This window comes from Streptomyces sp. MS06, from assembly GCF_047200655.1.
GTDB lineage: Bacteria > Actinomycetota > Actinomycetes > Streptomycetales > Streptomycetaceae > Streptomyces.
Map to the genome: position 1 here is coordinate 1 of NZ_JBJZOJ010000020.1, position 21,073 is coordinate 21,073.

At 71.4% G+C, this 21,073-nt stretch carries 29 protein-coding genes and 2 pseudogenes; 20 read left to right on the forward strand and 11 right to left on the reverse strand.

The features are described 5' to 3' along the window. The 11 genes from ACL02U_RS13210 to ACL02U_RS13260 all read left to right on the forward strand — a co-directional run. A partial coding sequence (locus ACL02U_RS13210) for a hypothetical protein (RefSeq protein ID WP_412790960.1) occupies window positions 1-289 on the forward strand: 289 nt, incomplete at its 5' end. Between the two features lie 58 nt (window positions 290-347). Continuing rightward, a complete protein-coding gene (locus tag ACL02U_RS13215) occupies window positions 348-1,229 on the forward strand; it encodes an N-acetylmuramoyl-L-alanine amidase (protein WP_412790961.1) in 882 nt (293 codons plus the stop codon). 9 nt (window positions 1,230-1,238) lie between these two features. Continuing rightward, window positions 1,239-1,439 (forward strand): hypothetical protein, encoded by a 201-nt coding sequence (locus ACL02U_RS13220; protein ID WP_412790962.1) that lies wholly within the window; start codon window positions 1,239-1,241, stop codon window positions 1,437-1,439. Between the two features lie 3 nt (window positions 1,440-1,442). Beyond that, window positions 1,443-1,877, forward strand: coding sequence for a hypothetical protein (locus ACL02U_RS13225; protein ID WP_412790963.1), 435 nt, complete (start codon window positions 1,443-1,445; stop codon window positions 1,875-1,877). Beyond that, window positions 1,874-2,233 carry a hypothetical protein gene (locus ACL02U_RS13230; RefSeq protein ID WP_412790964.1) on the forward strand — a complete coding sequence of 120 codons (360 nt, stop codon included), beginning with the start codon at window positions 1,874-1,876 and terminating at the stop codon, window positions 2,231-2,233. Before ACL02U_RS13225 ends, ACL02U_RS13230 begins: the two co-directional genes overlap by 4 nt. A gap of 5 nt (window positions 2,234-2,238) precedes the next feature. Then, window positions 2,239-2,460: a hypothetical protein gene (locus tag ACL02U_RS13235; RefSeq protein ID WP_412790965.1), complete on the forward strand. Its 222-nt coding sequence runs from the start codon at window positions 2,239-2,241 to the stop codon at window positions 2,458-2,460. Between the two features lie 238 nt (window positions 2,461-2,698). After that, window positions 2,699-3,091, forward strand: a complete 393-nt coding sequence (locus ACL02U_RS13240) for a hypothetical protein (protein WP_412790966.1) — start codon at window positions 2,699-2,701, stop codon at window positions 3,089-3,091. Between the two features lie 13 nt (window positions 3,092-3,104). Continuing rightward, complete coding sequence (locus tag ACL02U_RS13245) at window positions 3,105-3,644, forward strand: hypothetical protein (RefSeq protein WP_412790967.1); 540 nt, start codon at window positions 3,105-3,107, stop codon at window positions 3,642-3,644. A gap of 52 nt (window positions 3,645-3,696) precedes the next feature. Next, window positions 3,697-3,936, forward strand: a complete 240-nt coding sequence (locus ACL02U_RS13250; RefSeq protein WP_412790968.1) for a hypothetical protein — start codon at window positions 3,697-3,699, stop codon at window positions 3,934-3,936. 137 nt (window positions 3,937-4,073) lie between these two features. Next, a complete protein-coding gene (locus ACL02U_RS13255; protein WP_412790969.1) occupies window positions 4,074-4,898 on the forward strand; it encodes a recombinase family protein in 825 nt (274 codons plus the stop codon). Window positions 4,899-5,005: 107 nt separating this feature from the next. Continuing rightward, window positions 5,006-5,509: a hypothetical protein gene (locus ACL02U_RS13260; protein WP_412790970.1), complete on the forward strand. Its 504-nt coding sequence runs from the start codon at window positions 5,006-5,008 to the stop codon at window positions 5,507-5,509. A 398-nt stretch (window positions 5,510-5,907) separates the two neighbouring features. Here the strand turns inward: ACL02U_RS13260 and ACL02U_RS13265 are convergent, their stop codons facing one another. The 3 genes from ACL02U_RS13265 to ACL02U_RS13275 are packed head-to-tail and all read right to left on the reverse strand — an operon-like array spanning window position 5,908 to window position 6,609. Further along, window positions 5,908-6,105 carry a hypothetical protein gene (locus tag ACL02U_RS13265; protein WP_412790971.1) on the reverse strand — a complete coding sequence of 66 codons (198 nt, stop codon included), beginning with the start codon at window positions 6,103-6,105 and terminating at the stop codon, window positions 5,908-5,910. Between the two features lie 9 nt (window positions 6,106-6,114). After that, window positions 6,115-6,294, reverse strand: coding sequence for a hypothetical protein (locus ACL02U_RS13270; protein WP_412790972.1), 180 nt, complete (start codon window positions 6,292-6,294; stop codon window positions 6,115-6,117). A 51-nt stretch (window positions 6,295-6,345) separates the two neighbouring features. After that, complete coding sequence (locus tag ACL02U_RS13275; protein ID WP_412790973.1) at window positions 6,346-6,609, reverse strand: GntR family transcriptional regulator; 264 nt, start codon at window positions 6,607-6,609, stop codon at window positions 6,346-6,348. 162 nt (window positions 6,610-6,771) lie between these two features. On the opposite strand from ACL02U_RS13275, the gene ACL02U_RS13280 reads away from it, so the two are divergent. Continuing rightward, entirely contained in the window at window positions 6,772-7,110 is a 339-nt protein-coding gene (locus ACL02U_RS13280; RefSeq protein ID WP_412790974.1) for a DUF6415 family natural product biosynthesis protein, read from the forward strand. 153 nt (window positions 7,111-7,263) lie between these two features. On the opposite strand, the gene ACL02U_RS13285 is transcribed toward ACL02U_RS13280, so the two are convergent. The 5 genes and pseudogenes from ACL02U_RS13285 to ACL02U_RS13305 form a co-directional block, all read right to left on the reverse strand. After that, the gene (locus tag ACL02U_RS13285; protein ID WP_412790975.1) at window positions 7,264-7,506 is read right to left on the reverse strand and encodes a helix-turn-helix domain-containing protein; all 243 of its coding nucleotides are present in this window, start codon (window positions 7,504-7,506) and stop codon (window positions 7,264-7,266) included. A gap of 480 nt (window positions 7,507-7,986) precedes the next feature. Then, window positions 7,987-8,140, reverse strand: a pseudogene (locus tag ACL02U_RS13290) (IS5/IS1182 family transposase); the annotation flags it as partial. A gap of 922 nt (window positions 8,141-9,062) precedes the next feature. After that, window positions 9,063-9,518: pseudogene (locus ACL02U_RS13295) on the reverse strand (hypothetical protein); the annotation flags it as partial. Between the two features lie 153 nt (window positions 9,519-9,671). Then, window positions 9,672-10,418, reverse strand: a complete 747-nt coding sequence (locus tag ACL02U_RS13300; protein ID WP_412790976.1) for an HAD family hydrolase — start codon at window positions 10,416-10,418, stop codon at window positions 9,672-9,674. A gap of 449 nt (window positions 10,419-10,867) precedes the next feature. Beyond that, window positions 10,868-11,806, reverse strand: coding sequence for a M56 family metallopeptidase (locus tag ACL02U_RS13305; RefSeq protein WP_412790977.1), 939 nt, complete (start codon window positions 11,804-11,806; stop codon window positions 10,868-10,870). 750 nt (window positions 11,807-12,556) lie between these two features. Here ACL02U_RS13305 and ACL02U_RS13310 point away from each other — a divergent pair. Beyond that, on the forward strand, window positions 12,557-13,102 hold the full coding sequence (locus tag ACL02U_RS13310) for a MarR family winged helix-turn-helix transcriptional regulator (protein ID WP_412790978.1): 546 nt from the start codon (window positions 12,557-12,559) through the stop codon (window positions 13,100-13,102). A gap of 81 nt (window positions 13,103-13,183) precedes the next feature. Here ACL02U_RS13310 and ACL02U_RS13315 read toward each other — a convergent pair whose 3' ends face one another. Continuing rightward, on the reverse strand, window positions 13,184-13,576 hold the full coding sequence (locus ACL02U_RS13315; RefSeq protein ID WP_412790979.1) for a VOC family protein: 393 nt from the start codon (window positions 13,574-13,576) through the stop codon (window positions 13,184-13,186). Between the two features lie 74 nt (window positions 13,577-13,650). On the opposite strand from ACL02U_RS13315, the gene ACL02U_RS13320 reads away from it, so the two are divergent. Further along, window positions 13,651-14,190: a GNAT family N-acetyltransferase gene (locus ACL02U_RS13320; protein ID WP_412790980.1), complete on the forward strand. Its 540-nt coding sequence runs from the start codon at window positions 13,651-13,653 to the stop codon at window positions 14,188-14,190. 3 nt (window positions 14,191-14,193) lie between these two features. Here the strand turns inward: ACL02U_RS13320 and ACL02U_RS13325 are convergent, their stop codons facing one another. Next, window positions 14,194-14,877, reverse strand: coding sequence for a glycerophosphodiester phosphodiesterase (locus ACL02U_RS13325; RefSeq protein WP_412790981.1), 684 nt, complete (start codon window positions 14,875-14,877; stop codon window positions 14,194-14,196). A gap of 252 nt (window positions 14,878-15,129) precedes the next feature. On the opposite strand from ACL02U_RS13325, the gene ACL02U_RS13330 reads away from it, so the two are divergent. From ACL02U_RS13330 to ACL02U_RS13340, 3 genes are read left to right on the forward strand one after another with little or no spacing between them, the layout of a single operon-like run. Beyond that, window positions 15,130-16,527 carry a DUF6421 family protein gene (locus ACL02U_RS13330; RefSeq protein ID WP_412790982.1) on the forward strand — a complete coding sequence of 466 codons (1,398 nt, stop codon included), beginning with the start codon at window positions 15,130-15,132 and terminating at the stop codon, window positions 16,525-16,527. Between the two features lie 41 nt (window positions 16,528-16,568). Then, window positions 16,569-17,324 carry an SDR family NAD(P)-dependent oxidoreductase gene (locus ACL02U_RS13335; protein WP_412790983.1) on the forward strand — a complete coding sequence of 252 codons (756 nt, stop codon included), beginning with the start codon at window positions 16,569-16,571 and terminating at the stop codon, window positions 17,322-17,324. Beyond that, entirely contained in the window at window positions 17,321-18,391 is a 1,071-nt protein-coding gene (locus ACL02U_RS13340) for a threonine aldolase family protein (protein ID WP_412790984.1), read from the forward strand. The genes ACL02U_RS13335 and ACL02U_RS13340 overlap by 4 nt, the downstream gene beginning before the upstream one ends. 402 nt (window positions 18,392-18,793) lie before the next feature. On the opposite strand, the gene ACL02U_RS13345 is transcribed toward ACL02U_RS13340, so the two are convergent. Continuing rightward, window positions 18,794-19,522 (reverse strand): lysophospholipid acyltransferase family protein, encoded by a 729-nt coding sequence (locus tag ACL02U_RS13345; RefSeq protein WP_412790985.1) that lies wholly within the window; start codon window positions 19,520-19,522, stop codon window positions 18,794-18,796. Between the two features lie 345 nt (window positions 19,523-19,867). Here ACL02U_RS13345 and ACL02U_RS13350 point away from each other — a divergent pair, with 345 nt between their 5' ends. The 3 genes from ACL02U_RS13350 to ACL02U_RS13360 all read left to right on the forward strand — a co-directional run bounded on the left by ACL02U_RS13350 (window position 19,868) and on the right by ACL02U_RS13360 (window position 20,981). Beyond that, a complete protein-coding gene (locus tag ACL02U_RS13350) occupies window positions 19,868-20,284 on the forward strand; it encodes a TlpA family protein disulfide reductase (protein ID WP_412790986.1) in 417 nt (138 codons plus the stop codon). Between the two features lie 62 nt (window positions 20,285-20,346). Continuing rightward, window positions 20,347-20,427: a putative leader peptide gene (locus ACL02U_RS13355; protein ID WP_412791056.1), complete on the forward strand. Its 81-nt coding sequence runs from the start codon at window positions 20,347-20,349 to the stop codon at window positions 20,425-20,427. 44 nt (window positions 20,428-20,471) lie between these two features. Continuing rightward, window positions 20,472-20,981 carry a flavin reductase family protein gene (locus tag ACL02U_RS13360; protein WP_412790987.1) on the forward strand — a complete coding sequence of 170 codons (510 nt, stop codon included), beginning with the start codon at window positions 20,472-20,474 and terminating at the stop codon, window positions 20,979-20,981. The last annotated feature ends 92 nt before the right edge of the window (window positions 20,982-21,073 follow it).

Consider the following 21,073-nt stretch of genomic DNA (forward strand, 5'->3'; position numbering starts at 1 on the left):
AACCTACCGCCTCTACGAGGCCGGCGTCCTGGTGTTGGAGAGGCCGTTTACGGCGCGGGAGGACGCCGAGGCGGACGAGCGGCTGATGGAGGCGGCCCGCCGCGTCAACCGGACGACGCTGCTGCAGCAGGCTCGGGCGGCGTGGTCCACGAACAAGACCTACCTGGACAAGGTGACCGGCGGTACGGCGACGAATGCGGACCACATCGCGCAGGTGCCGGCGCTGACACGGCAGATGCAGGGAGTGATCCGGCTCCTCGTCGGCTCCGACCTCCTCGACGACACCTGACCCCACCCCGCTGCCCCGCGCCCGCCGGCCGGGGCCTTCCTCATGTCTGGAGGCCCTCATGGCCTGGTATCCCGGCGCCGAGAAGATGGAGTTGCAGCCGGAGTCGGACGCGCAGCCGGCGATCGTGCCGGATCAGTTCATCGTGCACAGCATCGTCGCCCCGTGGACGCCGGAGCGCACCTACGAGTACTGGCGCGACTCCACCAACCTGGAGTCCCACTTCGGGCTCGGCTACGACGGGTCGCTCGGCCAGTACATCGGCACGCAGACCCGCGCGGACGCCAACGCCGCAGCGAACCGGCGGGCGAACGGACACGGTGCCGTGTCACTGGAGTCCGCATCCAACCTGCAAGCCTCTGACCCGTGGACGGACGCGCAGGTGGAGACGCTGATCAGGCTGGGGGTGTGGCTGCACCAGCGGCACGCCATCCCGCTGCGGATCTGCCGGTCGTGGGATGACCCCGGCTACGGCTACCACCGCATGTTCACGGAGTGGAACCCGAACGACCACTCCTGCCCGGGCGACGCGCGCGTCGCACAGTTCCACGCGGTGGTGTTCCCGGGGATCGTCGCCCGCGCCACCGGCAAGACAACTCAGGAGGACGCGATGTCGCTGACCGACGCTCAGGCGAATCAGCTCGACGAGCTGCACAAGGTGCTGGTCCCGTACATGGGCTGGCAGTACGTCAGCTACACGGAGGGCAAGAAGCCGCACCCGCGGGACGCCTACGCCTACCTGCGCGACACGAACGCGCTCGCGGCTGGGATCGCCGCGAAGGTGTCCGCGCAGGGCCAGACCATCGACCAGCTCGTCAAGACCGTAGCCCAGCTCGCGTCGGGGCTCGGCGACCTGGACCCGGCGGCCATCGTCGCCGAACTGAAGGCTTCGATCGAGGCAATCACCGTCCACCTCGACGTCCCCGACACGACCGCACAGTAGGAGGCCCACATGAAGATCCCAACGGTGTGGAAGGCCGTGGTGTCCGGTGCGGCGGCCGGGACCGCGGCGGCGGCGACCGCGCTGCAGGACGGCACGATCACGACAGCCGAAGGCGTCACGATCCTCCTCGCCATCCTCGGCGCACTCGGCGTCACCTGGGCCGTCCCCAACAAGCCGCCCAAGCCCAGCCTCCACCTGCCGAAGGAGTAGCGGATGCGCAGTCGCGTCGACCGGGTGCGTGCACTGCTGGGCCGCCGCGGCGCATTCCTCCTCATCATCGGCGTCGGCAAGGTGTGCTGGGGCGTCGGCTACATCGCCGCCCCCAGCAACCGGGGCGTCCGCCCGCTCACCGCCATGGCCCCGCTCAGCACGTGGGCGTGGCTGTGGATCGGCGCCGGCCTCACGGTCGCAGCGTCGGCGTTCCTGAAAGTCGGCCGCGACGGGCCTGGGTTCGTCGTGGCTCTGATTCCCCCCACCGTGTGGGCTGCCGCCTACGCGTATGCCGCGCTCCGCGGCCAGTACGACCGTGGCCTGTGGGTCGCGGTGTGGTATCTCACCTCGCACATCGGGGTCATCCTGTGGGCAAGCGCGGTGCCCGAGCACTCGGTCCCCCACGTGCTGCGGTCTGCCCGGAGAGGCAAGACGTGAGCGTATGGGCTGGACTTGTTACGGCGTTCGGCACGGTCGGTGCTGTGGTGGCGGGCGTGTTTGCGGCGCGGGCGACGACGCGGGCGGCACATGCAACGGCGGAGGCGACGCAGGCTGCAGCGCGACTGCAGGCTGAGCCGAATCAGAGGCAGGCCGATCTCGCGGCGTTCCGGGCGATCCGTGACGACATGGAGGGCGACATTCGCGAGCTGCGGCAGGAGCAGAACCGGCTGCGCACCCTGGTGCACGCGTTCTCCTTGTACGTGGCCGATCTGACGTCGCTGATGCACCAGCACCGCATCACCCCCCCGGCGCCGCCCGAGCGGCTGGACGAGTACAACCGAACTGGAGTGTGATTGCCATGGGTGTGGTGTGGAATGGCCTGCTGATCGCGGCGGGTGTGGCGGTCGCTGCCGGGGCTGGCGTGGAGGCGTATGCGCTGCGCACGAAGCGGGCGGGGGACACCCTGTCGGAGCACATCCGCCCGTGGGCCAAGGCGCACCGCGGCCTGTTCCTCGCCCTGTGCGGGCTCCTCGTCGCCGTAGGCGCCTGGCTGCCGGGGCACATCCTCGGCGGCTCGTGATGCCTGCCCCGCCGCCGCTGCCGGAGGACGACGCCACGCCGCTGTGGTTGTCCCGGTGGCCGTTCCGCGAACCACCCTGGCCGCCGCCCGACGAGGACCCCGCATGACGGACGCCCCCTCCCGCCGAAGCGGGAGGGGGCGCTTCGTCATGTCTGGAGCGAGCCCAACCAGTTGACGCATGCGTTTATCCCTGCCATGATTAACGCATGCGGAAACGCTCCGCAGGGGGAGGACCAAGATGAACACCACCGCCGCAGCAGCCAAGGCCGAAGTCACCATCGCCACCATCCGCACCTGGTGCCGCATCGGAGCCATCGCCGCCACCAAGCACGCCGGCCGCTGGATCATCGACGCCGAATCCCTCGACCAGCGCATCGCCATCGGAACACGCCGGCCCGCACAGCTCCCCAGCGACGTCGCCGCCCTCCTCCGCGACACCTTCGCCCAGGCCCGCTACGAGCACAGCCCCCGCCCCTCCTACCGCGCTGCAGTCACCGGCCGGTACGTCCTGCCTCCCCACACCTGGGGCTCCGCAGCACTGCTGCGGTGGGGCCTGGTCGACGAACTCATCGTCCGCGGCCGCACCTGGTACCTGCTCACCCCGGCCGCCGTCCGCGCCGCCCGCCCCTGAAAGGACCACCCCCATGGCACGCCCCGAAATCGGCCCCAAGATCGAAACCCGGGTGCCCGAAGCCGACCTCGCCACCATCGACGGCGACGCCAACAAGCGCCGCATCGGGCGGGCGCAATGGCTCCGCGACGCCGTCCAGCGGTCGCTGCCGTACTCGACCCTGCACGGCCACGACCACCTGGACAGCGCGCTCGACGAGGCGGACGGCTGGCTCGGCGCATGCCGCGACGTCGCCACCGACCGGGACGAGCCGGTGTCAGACCGGATCTCCCGAGGCATCGCCTACCAGGAGTGCATCAGCGAGATGCGGAAGCACCTCCGGCACGCCCTCGACGCCGTCCCCGTGCAGGAGACGCGCGACGCCTACGATGCTGAGGTCGACGGCGTGGCCGGTGACCTGACTCCGCGACAGGCGGAGCTCTGGGGGCGTGCGAGCGGCGCCGAGTTCGCGGCCCGCCTCCTGGACGCCCTGATCCTCACGCTGCCCGTCGACGGTGTCGGGGTGCGCGACCGCGCAGAGCTGGAGGACCCGCTCATGGACCTCGGGCTGTAGCCGACGCACGCCCTTCCCCTCTCGACCTCCGGGCCGAGAGGGGCGCTTCGTCATGCCCGGCTCACGTCACCAGCCAGCGGCCGTCGTCGCCGAGCAGCATCCGGCGCCCGCACTGCGTACACACCGCCTCCACGACCGGGCCCGTCGTAAGCGTCGCGGCAGGACGATGCGTCAGGCACTGCCCCGCAGCACGCACCCCAACCGCCAGCGCAGCAGCCGTGCCCGGATCGGGCTGGACTCCGAGGAGGTCGTGCTCCAAGACAGCGATCCGGACGGGGTTCGGGCGGCCTGACGGCGCCTGGGTAGCCATGCCGCCATCATGCCCCTCACGGGGCGGAGTTGTGGTGGGCAGCTCTCGATAACATGCCATATTCGAGGCGCTGACCTGCACTGTTACATCTATGCCAAAAATTGTGTACGGTTTGGTGCATGACACCCCCTCATCGCACACCGGGGCTCCGCCTCGTGATGCTGCTCCGCGTCTCCACTGCCGGTCAGCTCGACGGCTACGGACTCGAGGCGCAGGAGAAGGACTGCCGAAAGTGGGTACGCACGGCCGGCTCAGGGCTCGGAGGTGTGCGCATCATCCGTGTGTGCACCGACGGTGGCATCACCGGGAAGGCGGGCGACGACGAGCGGCCCGGACTGACCGAGACACTCCAACTGATCGCGTCCGGGGAGGCCGACGGGTTGCTCGCCCCGAACCTCGACCGTGTGGCCCGGCAACTCACGCAGCAGGAAGCGATCCTGTCCGTCGTTTGGGCGCACGAGGCCCGCGTATTCACCGCTGACCGTGGCGAGCACTTGCCCGACGACGAAGACGACCCGATGCGCACCTTCGTCCGGCAGGTCATGGGTGCGGCAGCGCAGCTTGAGCGTGGGCTCATCGCAAAGCGGCTCCGCAACGGTCGGAAGACCAAGGCTGCCGCCGGGGGCTACGCCTACGGTGCCCCGGCCTACGGGCAGCGTGCTGCCGGCAAGGCGCTGACTGTCGACTCCGACGAGGCCGCCGTGCTCGAGCAGATGCGTGCATGGCATGAGGAGGGCGTCTCCATCCGCGCTATCTGCGAGCGCCTCAACGCGGTTGGCATCCCAAGCAAGCGCGGAGGGAAGTGGCACCCAACGACTGCGGCACGGCTGCTCAACCCGGACGCTCGAGCGGCTGCTCGCCGGCAGTCTGCGCAGGCTCGTGCAGTCGAACGGGAGCAGCAGCGGCGGCAGCGAGCCGACCGCATCTTGTCCCGGATGGCGTAACCCCCGTGCCAGACTGGCATGAGGCCCACCGCGCAATCCCCCGTCGCGGTGGGCGCTCGCGCGTCTAGGATCTGTACCCTCGATTGACGTCCAGGGGTGGGATATTCATGGCCGACGCCAGCGAACCGGGCAGCGTAGAAGCAGATGTCATGCCGCCAACTCCCCGGCACAGGTCACCTTTCGGCGCCCCAATCATCGCCGTCGTGGCCCTCGCCCTCACCACCCTCGGCGGCTACGCCGTCGCCAGCCACAATGATGGCCACACTGACGCTGCCAGCCTCGCCCGCCAAGGGTGCACCGAACTCGGCTACAACAACTCCGACGATGTCGACCCGCCCGACGACGAAGTGACAACGGACTGGGCCGCGATGGTGAAGTCGATGCGTGGCTCAGTGGACAAGATGGCCCAGGCCGCCATCGAGGATCCGCGCTGGAACCGTCTTTCGAACGCGGCCACCGACGCCCTGGAGTGGGCGAAACAGATGGCCACGGCCCAGTCGACGACTGACAGCTACGACCAGGTTGCCGCGCAGCAGCAGGCAAACCAGATGTTCGCCGGCGGCTGGAAGCAGGCACTCGCGCAGGAGTGCCGCAAGGCCCTGGTCACCTAGAAGAACCCGCCAGCCGTCACCCGTCGAGGTAGCCGAGTTCGCTGTCGGGTCGGCGAGTACGGCAGCCTTCCGGCCGCCCGGGTCACCCTCACCGACGAGCAGTCGGGCGCGACGTTGACGGTGTGGCCGGACGGGCCGTGACCGTCTGCCATGCTGAGGATCATGGCCTATCGCCCGTACCCGCGCGCCGATCGCGCCCGCCGACAGATCGCCCGCCACTACCCGCTTCCACCCATGGACTCGCACGACAACAGGGATGGCGGAGCAGCCGTGTACGTGCTGTCAACGCGACGCACCAGCGCTGTCAGCGCGGGCTCGTAGACTGCTGAGATCATCAGCCCGTGCTGGCGCTGAGCTGAGGCGGCCCCGTCTGGTCACGCAGGCGGGGCTCGCTGCTGTCAGCCGCCCCCGTGCCGGACGGCCCGCTTGAGCCGCATCTCCACGGTGTGCCGGTCGTGCCCGCCCTCGGCCGCAAACACGGTCACCCGCTCCTGCACCGCCCCCGCCTGCTCAGCCGTCAACGCCCCGGCCTGGATCGCCGCCCAGGCGGACCGTTCCAGCTCCAGCAGGTCGGCAGGGAACTCAGTGTCGCTCACGAGCGGATCCTACGCCGCGGTGGTCATCTCGCCGCGCACGGCGGCCACCCACTCATCCCGCAGCCGCACATACTCCTCGCGCGTCGGCCCCCACAGCCAGCCGCCCGTCGCCCGCAGCAGGGCATGAATCTCCGCCTGCACGACCACAGCCGGCCGCGCAGGCGTCGAGGGCGGGGGAGGAGAGGGCATGCGCCCGAGCCTAGTGCCGCCCTCCGACAGGCGGCTACGACGGCGGCTGGCTCACCCCGTAGGCGGCTGCCCGACATACGTGCCGCGGCCGGGCACCGTCCACACCACGCCCTCCTCGACCAGGACCGCAATCGCGCGCCGCACCGTGGAACGGGCCAGCCCGTACTCCTGCACCAGCCGCGTCTCGGACGCGATCGGACGGCCGTCCACCCAGTCGCCTCGAGCGATGCGGGCGCGGAGGATCGCCGCCAGCTGCCGATACGGCGTCACCGGCCCCTCATGGTCGATCTGCGCGTCTGCTGGATCCGTGGCCATGATCCGACGCTAGGCAGGGCACCACAGCCCAGCATCTCGGGATACGGATCGATCCGTGTCGAGACAGGCCGATACAGGTAGGGCTAACCTGCAATTACATGCGGACCCCCCGCGACCGCAGGCACGGCCCGGGGGGCATGGCCGACGGACTGGAGCGTCGACGTGAGACAGCCTACGGATCAGCCAGCAGCACACCAGCCCCTCGACGACCTCATCGACGAAGGCCTCGCCGCCGCCGGCATGCTCCCCACCCGGGAGCGCTGCGAGGAACTCAACGAGCGACTGCGCGCCGAGCTGCACCGGCTGATGCCGCTCGTGCAGCGGCGAACGGACCGCCTCGACCGCGGCAGCACCGACTGGTACGCACGGCAGACCCTCCTCGACCAGACCCGGACGCTCCTCGAAGACGATCTCGGGCCCGGACTGCGGTCGGCGGCCTTCCACGTGCATGACCTGGCACGAGCGTGCCGAGCCCTCGCGGACTGGGCGTCCGGCCGCTGAGTGCTGGCCAGAGCTGTGCGTGTGGTTACAAATTCACACGGGGTGTACAGAATGGGCGCAGATATTTGCAGCCTGCACGGTTCCATCGCGGGTACACGCCATGTTGAATGGCCAGTCAGGAGGCACCCGCAGCCCTGACCACGCTGCGAGCCGCTACCCGCCGAGGAGGTCGGTCACATGCACCCGCAGGGCGTGCGCGATCAGCAGCAGATCCGAGTACTGGGGATCCCGCTGGGCGGACTCATACCGCTGGATGCTGCGCCGCTCGATGCCGGCCATGTGGGCTAGCTGCTCCTGTGACAGCTCGGCCTGCCGGCGGAGGTCGGCGATGCGGTGGCCGAGGGTGATGCGTCGGCGGATGACCCAGTCGGGTCTCGGGTTGCGGCGGGCTGGCACCCGGCTCACAGTCAAGCCGAAACGATCTTGTGTCAGTACCCAAGTGGTCGCTATCTGATCGCGATCACAGTCAGCTCTGGCATATGCCGAGATGCCGTGTGTAGGGTGCAGTGAATCGAACGGATGTTCACCACCCCCCCCTAAGACGTGTCGGCGGGCTACAACAGGCGCCCTCCTTTGTGGCTGCCGACGCGAGCGCGCCCTCGGCCGTGTAGGCCGAGGGCGCGCGTCATCGCGCGGGAGAGGCTTGGGAGAAGTGTGGGAGACGATCACGCCCACGGAACCTGAGGGAACTCCCACGGAACCCGAGGGAATCCGGAAGCGGCAGGGAATGTACGCAGGTCAGGCGCCATGCGCTGCAGGCAGGCGGCCCAATGCCGTCCGTCTCGGGCGACGCGGGGGATCGTCCGAGACGGACCTCTTCTCCCCTGATGGTGGCCTGAGGCTACGGCCTGGGTCCCCGGTCGATGCGCACCCGTCGAGGCCCGCGAGGTAGCTGCCGGGGGGTCTTGTCGTACCGGGTGACGATGCCTCGCCAGTCCTTGGGCTTGTTGATCAGGCGCTCGACGGTGTTCGTCCCCTTGTGGAGATCGGTGTCGTGGCCGACGGGTCGGCCGCCCTTGCTTCCCTTCTCGCTGCACTCCCGCCATCAGCGACGACCTGCAGGAATACGTCGCCGGCGAGCTCGGCGAGGCCGACGGCGTGCTGATCATCGACCTATGCCGAGACTGCAACTATGCGGAGCGAGGTGTCCGCGTGGCTGGCTGCAGTCAGGGGTGACGGCTGCTCGACTCGGCATAGTCGAGGATGAGTGCGAGGTTCTGGCGGCCCGCAGCTGAATGACTACTTTGCTTCTGACACACTGGCGCCATGACATTCCAGCGAAAGGACCATGCCGCGTAGGCGTCCTTCGGACCTGCGCTCCGAGAACCGTAGGTTCCCGGTTGAGCGTGGGCGATATTCGAAGATCGGTCAGGTTTCAGGCTCGGCGCAGGCCGAGATCATCCGTTTGGAGCGAACTCGCTTGCAGCCCGGTGACCTGGGCAAAGCCCTGGTTGCCTGGAGTGTGCTGGCGCATACCCCGCGACGACGTTCACCCGTCGTTCGCACCGGCTGTGGCGAACCGTCCTGCTGCCCACCGGAGCCAAGCGAGTGGCGGGACCTCCTGGACGTGGCCATGCATGCTTTGCCTCCGAAGTCCGCGCGCGAACTCGCCCGCATCGTTGGGCGCCTCGACAGCACAATTCTCGATCACCCTGCCCTGAGACACACCGTCTCACCGCGCGGTCCGTGGTGGCGCTTCAGTCTGTGGCCGTGGGAGGACTGACCGTCTTCGGGCCGGTAGCCCTTCAACTCCCAGTCGCTCCGATCACGGGCCTCACAGGCGGTCGAGGAAGGCGAGGACCTTGTCGCTGGGTTGGTAGCGGCCGGGGCGGGCGGTGACCGGTGCGGTGAGGGCGAGTGCCTTCTCCTTGATGGTCATGTCGGCGTGGACGTAGGCGTCGGTGGAGAACCGGACGGCGCATCAGGGCGTGTTCGGGGTGCTGGAGGGCGGCGTAGGAGAACAGGGACCGGATCGCGGTCAGGCGGACGTTGCGGGTTCGGGTGCTGTTGCCGTGCTCGTCTTCCAGGTGGTTGAGGAAGGCGGAGATCACGTCCGCGTTCAGGTCGTTCCAGTCCAGCAGCACCTCCGCCGGCGACGGTGGCACCTGCGGCGCAGGCACCACCCCGGCCTCACGCAGGAACGTCAGCAGCGGGACCATGCCACGCGGCCCGGCCTCCCGGCGACGACCCGACTTCCGCAGGTCGGCAAGGTGCTGCGTCAGCCGCTCTTCGTCCAGATCGGCAGCATCGAGGCCCTGCCGCGAAAGCCACAGGCCGACCTGCCCCAGATCCTTGAGCATGTTCCTGGCGGTCTGGGTTGTGTACCCGCGCTCCGCCAGCCATGCCCGATAGCCCTCCACCTGCGGTGCCAGAGCACCAGCCTTCCGACGCGTACTTCGGAACGGCATCGCCACCCCCTCGCGGGAGCACCCCGCCCCTCGCTCACCGAGGCTGCCCAGCACGAAAACTGTGCAGAGCCCTGAACAGTCGAAACCCCACGGAGGAGCGGAACGACGCCGCCTACGCCTCCGCCCGCGGGCGGGCCCTGGTCGACCGCGGCCCTACCTTCCGAAGTCCTGAATACTGCTGGAGTAGTCGCGGGCGAACCCGTTGCCGGCCGTTCCCGCCATCTCCAGGACCGGCCGAAGTCCGTCCGGGCGTGCGGCGACGGGGAGGTGGTCCACGAAGTGCACATTGCAGCCCAGGGCCGCCGCGCCGCCGTCCGCCCGCCGGTCGTCGCCCACCATCAGCACCTCGCGCGGGTCGGCGCCGAGCGCGCGGCAGGCCACCTCGAACAGGTGCGGATCGGGTTTCTGGACGCCGTGCTCGAAGGACAGCACGTAGGTGTCGACATAGGCGTCGAGCGCGTGCTCCCGGAACACCGGACGCAGGTCCCAGCCGATGTTGCTCACCACGCCGACCCCCACCCCGCGGGCGTGCAGGGTGCGCAGCACCTCGGCGGCGTCGGGGTACGGGGTCCAGGCGTCCGGTGTCATGTGCCGGTCGTACAGCGCGTCGTGGAGGCCCGGCTCGGGCAGCGCCACCTGCCGGGAGAGCCCGGTGTACGCGGCGCGGTGCAGAGCGGAACTGCGGTCCCTGGTCCGCCATGTCGAGGCCAGGTGCGGCGGGACGAGAGCCGGGGCGGACCCGCCGGGCAGCGCCCCGGCCACCTCGAGGGCCCGGGCGAACGCGGCCGAATCCTCCTCGGGGAGTGAGATCCCGGCGTCGGTCAGCACCGCCCGCAGCCAGACCTGGGCGGACTCGATACGGAACAGCGTTCCGGAGAAGTCGAACAGCACGGCAGCCATGTCGCCGGACTCTACGCCTCCCGGTCCGGTCAGGTCCGGCGTTCTGCCCGGGCGTCCTCGTCGCGTCCGGTACCGGGGCCGGCGGGGCGGACGGGCGGAGGAGCGAGGGTGCCCGGTGCGGAGGGCCGGAGGAGCGAGGGGATCCGGTGCGAGTCCGGCGCCGGGGCGGGGCGGGTCGGGTCGGGTCGGGCCGGGTCGGGTCGGGGCGGGGCGTCGAGGGCGACTGCGGTCGGAGGTGTGCGGAACAGGGCGCTGCTGCGGTGTCGGTGGCGGCGCGCGGGTGCCGCCCGCGGGGGGAGTGCCGGGGCGGGTTGGCCGATGGCTTCCGGGGCGCGGCGGGCGCCGCGGAGGGGCGGCGGCAGCGGTGGAGCGGAAGCGGCCGAGGCGCAGGGGACGGCTGCGGGTGTGCGGAGGCCGGGGGTGCCGCGAGGCCGGAGGGGTTCCGCCGGTCAGCTGCCGAGTGCCCGGAGCCCCGGCACGAACGCCACCAGCAGCGGGACGACCGGGACGAGCGCGGCGGCCGCCGTCAGCCGCAGCCTGCGGGCGGTGCTCAGCCGGTCCCGCGGGGCGAGCAGCCGGTGCACGCGCCGCGGCACCTCGGCCTGATGGGCGGGGAGCGGGCCGAACACGCCCCGGTCCTCGTTCAGTTCGACCAGGGCCAGGGCGGTGGTGAGCCGGCCGTGGCGGCGCGAGGCCGTGTCGTCGGCGGCCAGTTCGACCAGGCGGTGCATCTCGTCGCGGAACGCCGCGAACACCGGAACCTGCGGGAATCCGCTCGCCAGCGCGGACGAGCAGTGCAGCAGCCAGTCGTGGCGGGCGCGCGCGTGGCCCTGCTCGTGAGCGAGCACGGCGTCCAGTCGGCGCCCTTCGAGACGGCGCAGGGCGGCCGTGGTGACGACCAGCCGGGGTGGCGCACCGGGAAGCCACCACGCGTCCGGCCGTTCCCCCTCCAGGACGACGAGCCGTCCCCCTCCGGCGTGCTCGCCGGGCAGCAGCGGGGCCCGCACGAGGAGTTCCGCACGCCGCAGCCGGCGCCTCGCCCGCGCCCGGGCGACCTCGCGGACCAGCATCGCAGCGCTCCATGCCGCGCCGAGGGCGAGCGCGACGGCGGTGGCCGCGGCCCAGGGGCCCGCCGCGCCGAGGGCGTAGGCGTCCACGACGCCGCGCGGCGCCGGCGCGAACAGGTGTCCCCGCAGGGCCTGCCAGGCCCCCGCCGCGCTGAGCGTCATCGACAGCGCGCAGCACAGCAGCACGGCCGCCACCACGCACTGCCACACCCACAGGGCGACCACGGGCTCACGGTCCGGCCAGTCGGCCCGGGCGAGCAGCCGGGGAGCCGCGACGGCGGTCACGGCGGCGAGCAGCAGCAGGACCGCGGGGACCATCATGCGCCTCACCCTATGAGCGGCCGGGCCCGCGCGGCTCGGCCCGCGGACCGAAGTGACGCAGGCCACGCCTGGCGATGTACGCGATGGCCGGGTCGCTGTGCGCCCTGTACGCCCACGACCGGCCGTACGCCGCCCGGGCCCGCGCCCTGGCCCGGGTGATCCTCGGCATGACCGGCGGCCTCGCCGCCGCGCCGACCGCGGCCTCCCTCACCGTCGACCCGGTCCTCCTGGTCTCCCTCGGCGCCCTCCTGGCCGCCCCGCAGAAGACGCTCTGCGACGCCACCCGCGTCGGCCCGCCCGGCAACGTGGTGCTCACCTTCGTCGCCTCCGCGGCCCTGTTCCTGCCGCAGCGCCTCGACCGGGTCCCCGCCCATCTCGCGCCGGCCGCCGCCGCGGGCGCGTGGGCCTGGCTGGTCGGGATGGCGCCCGGGCTGCTCCGCCCGCACGGCCCCGAGCGCCGCGCCGTCGCCCGGGCCCTGAGCGCGGCCGCCGCGCATGCCGCCGCCCATGCCGCCGTCCCGGGACCGGTGGACGGTCGGGAGCGGACCCGCGCCGCCGCGGTGGCCGCCGTCCAGGCCGGCCTGTGCGCCGCGGCCGACGCGCCGGCGGCGAGTGGTGGCAGTGCGGGCTGCCGCGGGAGCGCGTCGTGCGCGCCGAGGAGTCCGCGCACCGTACGCTCGCCGCTACGCTACGGCGCCAGGGACTCGTCCCGGCTCCCGAGAAGGACCCGCGAACGGAGGACGCACGGCCATGACGGCGAACACGGGGTACCCCGCGGGCCAGGACGACGCGGGCGGCGACACCGTCGCCGCCGTCGTACGGCAGTGGCGGGCGGTCCGTCCCGACCTGGACACCGACCCCATGGAGATCATCGGGCGCGTCAACCGCTGCGCCGCCCTGCTCCAGCAGGCCGAGGACGCCCCGCTGCGCCGCGCGGGACTCAGCCGCTCCGAGTTCGACCTGCTCGGCGCCCTGCGCCGGACGGGCCACGAGCTCACCCCCGGCGAGCTGGTCCGCGAGACCTTCTCCTCGGGCGCCGCCGTCACCAAGCGGCTCAAGCAACTCACCGAACGCGGCCTGGTGGAGCGCCGCGGGGACACCCGCGACCGCCGGGTCGCCCACCTCCGCCTCACCGACGCCGGGCGCGACCTCGTCGACGTCATCCTGCCCGAGCAACTGGCCTACGAGACCGCCGTACTGTCCGTCCTCGACGGCGGACGGCAGGACCAACTCGCCTCCTTGCTGAGCGAGCTGCTGGGACGCCTGGAAGGCCGCCCGGCGGCGCTTCGGGGGTGACCCGGCCCGCAGCACGGCCGGGCGCGACCCGCCCACCGCAGGTGCGGCGGCAGGCCGGCGTCCGCCGCGGCCGCCGCGGCCTCAGATCCCCGGCCGGTGCCGCAGCGGATGGTCCGCCGGGACCTCGACCAGCACGATGGGCGTGCCGTCCGGGTCGGCGATCCACATCTCCACCAGCCCCCAGGGCTCCCGCACCGGCGGGCGCACGATGTCGACGCCCTTGGACCGCAGTTCCTCGTGCGCCGCGTCCGCGTCCTCGACCTGAAGCCACAGCCGCAGGTGCGGCGACGGAGGGTCCTCGGAGCGCCCGGAGACCTCCAGGAAGCCGCCGCCCAGGAAGTACACCGTGCCGCGCTCCGGCCCGGTACCGAACTCCCGGTAGACGGCCAGCCCCAACCGCTCGCCGTAGAAGGCCCGGGACCGCTCGGGGTCCGAGGGGCGCAGAAGCGTCCGGCTGCTCAGTACGTGCACCATGCATCCGGAGCCTAATGGCACAGTTACCCTCCATCGGGCAAAAACGCCGCGCCCGAGGAACGGAGACGCACCCCATGGAATCCACCGCCAGCGGACTGAACTTCCGTGACGCCGTCGAAGCCGATGTGGACACGCTGGTCGGGCTGATCGAGTCCGCCTACCGCGGGGACGACAGCCGGGCCGGATGGACCACCGAGGCGGACATACTCGAGGGGCAGCGCACCGACCCCGAGGGCGTTCGGCAGGTGATCAAGTCGCCGGACGGTCGCCTGCTGACCGTCGAGCGCGACGGCGTCGTCATCGCCTGCTGCCAGCTCGAGCACCGCGGTGAGCACGCCTACTTCGGGATGTTCGCGGTGCGGCCGGCGCTCCAGGGCGCGGGCCTGGGCAAGTTGATCATCGCGGAGGCGGAGCGCCGGGTGCGGCAGTGGTGGGGGGCGACGGAGATGCACATGACCGTGATCTCGGTGCGCGAGGACCTCATCGCCTGGTACGAGCGGCGCGGCTACCGCCGTACGGGGAGGACGAGCCCGTTCCCGTACGGCGACGAGCGCTTCGGGATCCCGCAGCGGCCGGACCTGGAGTTCGAGCTGCTGGTCAAGCCGCTGGGGTGACGCTCAGGCGGTGAAGCGGCCGGTGCGCTTGATGTCCGGGTAGTCGGTGGTGGCCCCGTCCAGTTCCAGGGCGCGCACCAGCCGCAGGTGCTGCTGGGTGTTCACCACCCAGGCGAGGACCCGCAGCCCCGACCTGCGTGCCCGCTGGACGACCTCCAGGGTGACCCGCTGGATGTCCAGGCAGACGGCCCCGGCCCTCACCGCGACCGCCCGGTCCACCACTTCCGGCCCGTAGTGCTCGGCGACGAGCGCGGTGCGGGCCCCCGGCACCAGCCGGGCGACCTCGGCGACCGCCTCGTCGTGGAAGGACAGCACCTCCACCCGCCCCACGAGGTCCCGCTCGCGGATCAGCCCGGCAAGCTTCCGCGCCGCCCGCACATCCTTGATCTCGGCCTGCAGCGGTGCCGACACCGCGTCCAGCACCTCCTCGAAGAGGGGCACCCGCTCCCCGAGGCCCGCGTCGAGCGCCCGCAGCTCGGCGACGGTCTTCTCGGCGATCGGTCCGGCCCCGTCCGTCGTCCGGTCCACTGCGGCGTCGTGCATGACGACGAGGGCGCCGTCCTTGCTCAGGTGCAGATCGAGTTCGATCATGTCCAGCCCGGCCTGCTCGGCGGCGACGAAGGACCTGAGGGTGTTCTCGGGCTCGACGCCCATGACTCCGCGGTGACCGATGGTGAGGAAGTTCAAGGCTTCACCTGCTTCCGTCGACGGCGGCGGTGGGAGATCCCACGCGGCGGTGCCCGCAGCCTAGCCGTCCTGCCGCCCGCTGCACCCGACCGAACGCGCGCGTCCGGACGGAACCGCTCCAACGCAGGAGCGCAGGAAAAAATGCGGTGATGGCCAGTACCGGCAGGAGAATTTCCCGGGGGCCCACTTGCTGGGAGAAACCACCTACGCCTACGGTGGTCCTACGCGAGGTTCTCCTGTGGAGGATGGGACATGACGGAAATTCTTGTGCAGACGGGTTCGGAGGGGCGGTTTCCTCCGGTGAGTAGGGTGGTGGAGCATCCTGCCTGGCCCCGGCTCAAGGATGCCGTGGAGAGCATCCGACCCTGGCAGTCGAAGGACGGCTCGATCGACTTCGAGGCCGAGGGTGCGCCGGAGCCCGCCGAGGCGGAGCGCGTCGTCGGCCTCGTGATCGAGGCGGTGCAGGAGCTCGCACCGCTCCTCCCGCACGACGTCCGGTACCACGAGGCCCTGGTCAAGGACCTGCGCCGGTGGGCCGAGGGCGGGTTCGAGGTACCCGACTTCCTGGACTCGCTGCTGGCCTTCCAGCCCGCCGCCGAGCGCGCGGACGGCCTCCAGCACCTGGTGGTCTTCCCGATGTACACGCAGAACGGCAACCCCGACCGCAACCTCGAGGCGGTCGTGCTGCGCATGGTCTGGCCGGACTGGCTGGCCGAACTGGAGCGCACCCGCTACGACAACCCGCTGTTCTGCGGCATCACCTTCGAGGACTTCACCGCGGGCTACGACACCAACTCGGCCGTGCTCTTCCCCGAGACCATCGCCGTGCGCGAGGCCCCGGAGCGCTTCAGCTGGGGCGGAATCTTCTGCGACCGCGAGGCCGCCCGCTTCCGCCGCGTCACCGACGCCGCCGTCGACATCCTCGGCCTCGAACTGCCCGAGGACATCGCGGCGATGGTCCACGACCAGAAGCGGTGCGAAGAGGCCTTCGTGCTGTGGGACATGGTCCACGACCGCACCCACAGCCACGGCGACCTGCCCTTCGACCCCTTCATGATCAAGCAGCGGCAGCCGTTCTGGATGTACGGCCTGGAGGAGCTGCGCTGCGACCTGACCGCCTTCCGGGAGGCCGTCCAGCTCGAGGCCGACGGCGTTCCCCAGGCCCGCGACGTGCAGTACGCGGTCCTGTTCGACCGCATGTTCCGCTTCCCCGTCACCGGCGAGCGGGTGCGCAACTACGACGGCCTGGGCGGCCAGCTCCTCTTCGCCTACCTGCACAAGCACGACGTGGTGCGCTGGACGGACAACAAGCTGTCCATCGACTGGGAGCGCGCCCCGCAGGTCACCAACCGGCTCTGCGCCGAGATAGAGACCCTCTACCGCGACGGCATCGACCGGCCCAAGCTCGTGCACTGGTTCGCCGGCTACGAACTGGTCTCCACCTACCTCTCCCCGCACCCGGGCTCCACCTGGGCCAAGGGACCGGACGCCCTGGACCTGAGCCTGCCGCCGCGCAAGCTCGTCGACGAGGTGCTTCCGGACGAGTTTCCCCTGAGCATGTTCTATGAGGCGCTGTCCAAGAAACTGAAGAAGGTGATCGCCTCCACCCGGGGCATCACCGCGGACAGCGGCGAGCGGGTCGCCGCGTGAGCGGCGGGCGTGCCGAGAACACTGCTCAGGAGGCGAGGAACATGGGGAACGGGGCTCTCAGCGGTGCGGTGATCGCGGTGGCCGGCGCGGGCGGACCGGCCGGTCGGGCGGCGCTGCTCCGACTCGCCGAGGCGGGCGCCACCGTCGTCGGCGCCGACAACGACCCGGAACGGCTCGCCGAGGCCGTGGACGCGGCACGCTACGCGTCCGGCGGCGCGACCGTCACCGGCGAGACCGTCGACCTGCTCGACCTGGAGGCCACCCGCGACTGGGCGGTCCGCACCGAGAAGGAGTTCGGCCGCGTCGACGGCCTGATCCACCTGGTGGGCGGCTGGCGCGGCAGCGAGACCTTCATCAAGACCAGCCTGGACGACTGGGACTTCCTGGAGCTGCTGCTGATCCGCACCGTGCAGAACACCTCCCTGGCGTTCTCCGAGCCGCTGCAGCGCAGCCGGCGCGGCCGGTACCTCCTGATCAGCGCCGCCGGAGCCAGCAAGCCCACCGCGGGCAACGCCGCGTACGCCGCGGCCAAGGCCGCGGCCGAGGCGTGGACGCTCGCCATGGCCGACTACTTCCGCAAGGCCGGCAAGTCCGAGGGCGCCGAGGGCCCGACCTCGGCGGCTGCCATCCTGGTGGTGAAGGCGTTGGTGCACGAGGCGATGCGCGCCGACCGGCCCAACGCGAAGTTCGCGGGCTTCACGGACGTCAAGGACCTCGCCGAGGCGATCATCGGCGTCTGGGACAAGCCCGCCGCGGAAGTGAACGGACAGCGCCTGTGGCTCACCGAGAGGCCGTGAACCCCCCCAGGACCGACGCGCGTCGCCATCACGACACGGAGGTCCGCGGTTTCGCCAGCGACAACTACGCCGGGGCCCATCCGGAGGTGATGGCCGCCCTGGCCCTCGCCAACGGAGGCCACCAGGTCGCCTACGGTGAGGACCAGTACACCGAGCACCTCCAGCAGATCATCCGCAGCCACTTCGGTCCCACCGCGGAGGCCTTCCCGGTCTTCAACGGCACCGGAGCCAACGTCGTCGCGCTCCAGGCGGTCACCGACCGCTGGGGCGCGGTGATCTGTGCGGAGAGCGCCCACATCAACGTCGACGAGGGCGGCGCGCCCGAGCGCATGGGCGGCCTGAAACTGCTGACCGTGCCGACGCCCGACGGCAAGCTCACGCCCGAGCTGATCGACCGGCAGGCGTACGGCTGGGACGACGAGCACCGGGCGATGCCGCAGGTCGTCTCGATCACGCAGAGCACCGAACTGGGCACCCTCTACACGCCCGAGGAGATCCGCGCGATCTGCGAGCACGCGCACTCCCACGGCATGCGGGTGCATCTGGACGGCTCCCGGATAGCCAACGCGGCCGCCTCCCTGGACGTCCCCATGCGGACGTTCACCAACGCGGTCGGCGTCGACCTCCTGTCCCTGGGCGGGACGAAGAACGGCGCCCTGTTCGGGGAGGCCGTCGTCGTCCTCGACCAGGACGCGGTGAAGCACATGCGGCACCTGCGCAAGCTGTCCATGCAGCTCGCCTCGAAGATGCGCTTCGTGTCCGTGCAGCTCGAGGCACTGCTGGCCAAGGACCTGTGGCTGCGCAACGCCCGGCACGCCAACGAGATGGCGCAGCGACTCGCCGAGGGCGTGCGGGCCGTGCACGGGGTGGAGATCCTCTACCCGGTGCAGGCCAACGGCGTCTTCGCCAGGCTGCCGCACGAGGTGAGTGAGCGCCTGCAGAAGCGCTTCCGCTTCTATTTCTGGGACGAGACCGAGGGCGTGGTCCGCTGGATGTGCGCCTTCGACACCACGGAGGACGACGTGGACGCGTTCGTGGCCGCCCTCAAGGAGGAGATGGCGCGCTGACGCCCCGCCGCGGGGCCGGATTCCGCCGCGAGTGCCGCGACCCGGGCACCCGAGCAGTCGTGACGCTCGGGGCCCGGGTCCCGGCATGCGGCTGCCCGGCCGGGCGCGGCCGGCCTCGCGGCTGCCCGACCGGCGCTGCCGCACCGCCTGCATCCCCTGCCGCCCTGCCGGCCGCCCGGGGGCACCCGCGGCGGCACCGGGACGGTTCCGCCGGCGAACGGTCCGCCGTGCGGTACCGGCGCGCGGCGCCTCGCCGGTACCGCCGCGCGCCGGTACCGGCGATGCGGTACCGGTGCGCGGCGCCGGTCGGTCGCCGGCGGCCCGGCGCGGGTCGGTCGCCGGAGGCCCGGCGCGGGTCTCCGGTCGGACGCCGGACTCCGGATGCCGGGCGCGGGTCTCCGGTCAGCGCGTCTCGGAGGCCCGTACCTGCTCCGGTGTCGGAGCCGAGCCGCCGAGATGGGCCGGCATCCACCAGGTGTCGTCCGGGCCCTTGGGGCGGACGGGGTACGCCCGCTGGGCGGCCTCCAGCAACTCCTGCACGCGCTCCCGCAGCCGTCGGGTGATGGCACCCGCGTACTGGTCCCGCGGCGCCTCCACCGCCTCGCCGACCCGGATGGTGATCGGGATGTGGCTGCGCCGGAAGTTCCGCGGACGGCCCTTGGTCCACAGCCGCTGGGTGCCCCACACGGCCATCGGGATGAGCGGAACGCCCGCTTCCTGGGCGAGTCGGGCCGCACCGGACTTGAAGCTCTTCAGCGTGAAGGACTGCGAGATGGTGGCCTCCGGGAAGACCCCGACCACCTCACCGGAACGCAGCGAGTCCAGGGCGTGGGAGTAGGCCGCGTCGCCCTGTGTGCGATCCACCGGGATGTGCTTCATCCCGCGCATCAGCGGCCCGGAGATCCGGTGCCGGAAGACGGACTCCTTCGCCATGAAGCGCACCAGGCGCTTCTGCGGGAGGGCTGCGAGACCGTCGAAGACGAAGTCCAGGTAGCTGATGTGGTTGCTCACCAGCACGGCGCCGCCCGAGCGCGGGATGTTCTCCGAACCCCTGCAGTCGATCTTGAGGTCCCACACCTTGAACAGGGTCCGGGCGAAACCGATGACGGGACGGTAGACGAGTTCGGCCATGGGCGGGGCGGCCCCTTCCTTTTTCTCTGTCAGGGACTCCCGGCCAGGGACGGGAAGCTCCCGGCGGGAAAGTTACGCAGCCGTAGGTTGACGACTTGTCGCAGATCGTGCCCCATGAACGACCGGGTAGCCAGTCCTGGTGCCGGTGAACGGCGAGATTCTCGTCACGTACGGTCCCGGACCCGCCTCGGGGTTGCGTTCCGTCTGCTCTTCGCGGGTCTTCGGAGGTGGTCTCCCGGTGCCCGGACGGGTGTCCGCTCTGCGGCCTGACCTCGGGGAATCCCCGCACGGCGGGGAACGCTGGTAGGGATGTGACCGGAAGGCGGCCGCGTCGCCGGCCCGCCCGTGCGGGCGGCAGCGCGGGGCGAAGAGGCGGCGGGTGCGCGGCGGAGCGGAGGTGCGCGGGTGGACGGGCGCGACGAGGGACAGCGGCTCCGGGCGGCCGCACTGGGTGGGGAACTGGGCCGGCGGGCCACCCTCGTCCAGTTCTCCAGTGCCTTCTGCGCACCCTGCCGGGCCACCCGGCGGGTTCTGGGCGAGGTGGCCGGCATGGTGCCCGGCGTGGTCCATGTCGAGATCGACGCCGAGGCGCGGCTGGAACTGGTCCGTGCGCTCGGTGTCCGTGAGACCCCGACCGTGCTGGTGCTGGACGCCGCCGGACGGATCGTGCGGCGGGCCACCGGGCAGCCGCGCAAGGCGGACGTGATCGCGGCCCTCGGGGAGGCGGTGGAGGCCGGACGAACCACCGACCGCTCCGGGTGACCCATCTCCCACATCGCGGAACCTGCTTGACTGTGCACGTCAATCATCGTCAGCCTGGCCTCGTGCCTCCGGAACTCCTTCTCCACGAGCGGGTCCACATCGACCTCGCGCGCACCGCGAGCGCGTGCTGTCCGGGTTGTTGAGAAACCACTCGTCCGCTCGCCCCTCCTGCCCGAAGGACACCTCCGTGACGGCCACGTCCGACCTCGCCGCCCGCCGACTCGCCTCTCCCGAACTCCTGCGCTCCGTCTTCCGGCGCCATGCCGCGGGCGTCGCCGTCATCACCGCGGGGGGCGCCGCGGACCCGGTCGGCTTCACGGCCACCTCCCTCACCTCCGTCTCGGCCGATCCTCCTCTGGTGTCGTTCGGTATCGGCACCGGCGGGTCGAGCTGGCCAACGGTCTCACAGGCGGAGTACGTCGGCGTCCACATACTCGGCGAGCACCAGCGTGAGCTCGCCGAGACCTTCGCCCGCAGCGGCGCCGACCGCTTCGGCGCCCCCACCGCCTGGCAGGAGGGGCCGCACGGCGTGCCGCTGCTGGACGGCGTGCCGGCCTGGCTGGTCTGCCGGATCGTCGGGAGGGTGCCCGCCGGCGACCACCGGATCGTGCTCGCCGAGATCGCCGTCGGCGACTCCGCGGGTCCCGGCCGCCCGCTCCTCTACCACCAGGGCCGCTTCACCGCGCTGCGTGATTGATCACGGGCCCTTCGTCCTGCGGGCCGGTCCGGTTCCGGTTACGCTGCGTTGCACAGGTCACAGTTCAAAGCGCTTGCTTAGCGGGCACGAGA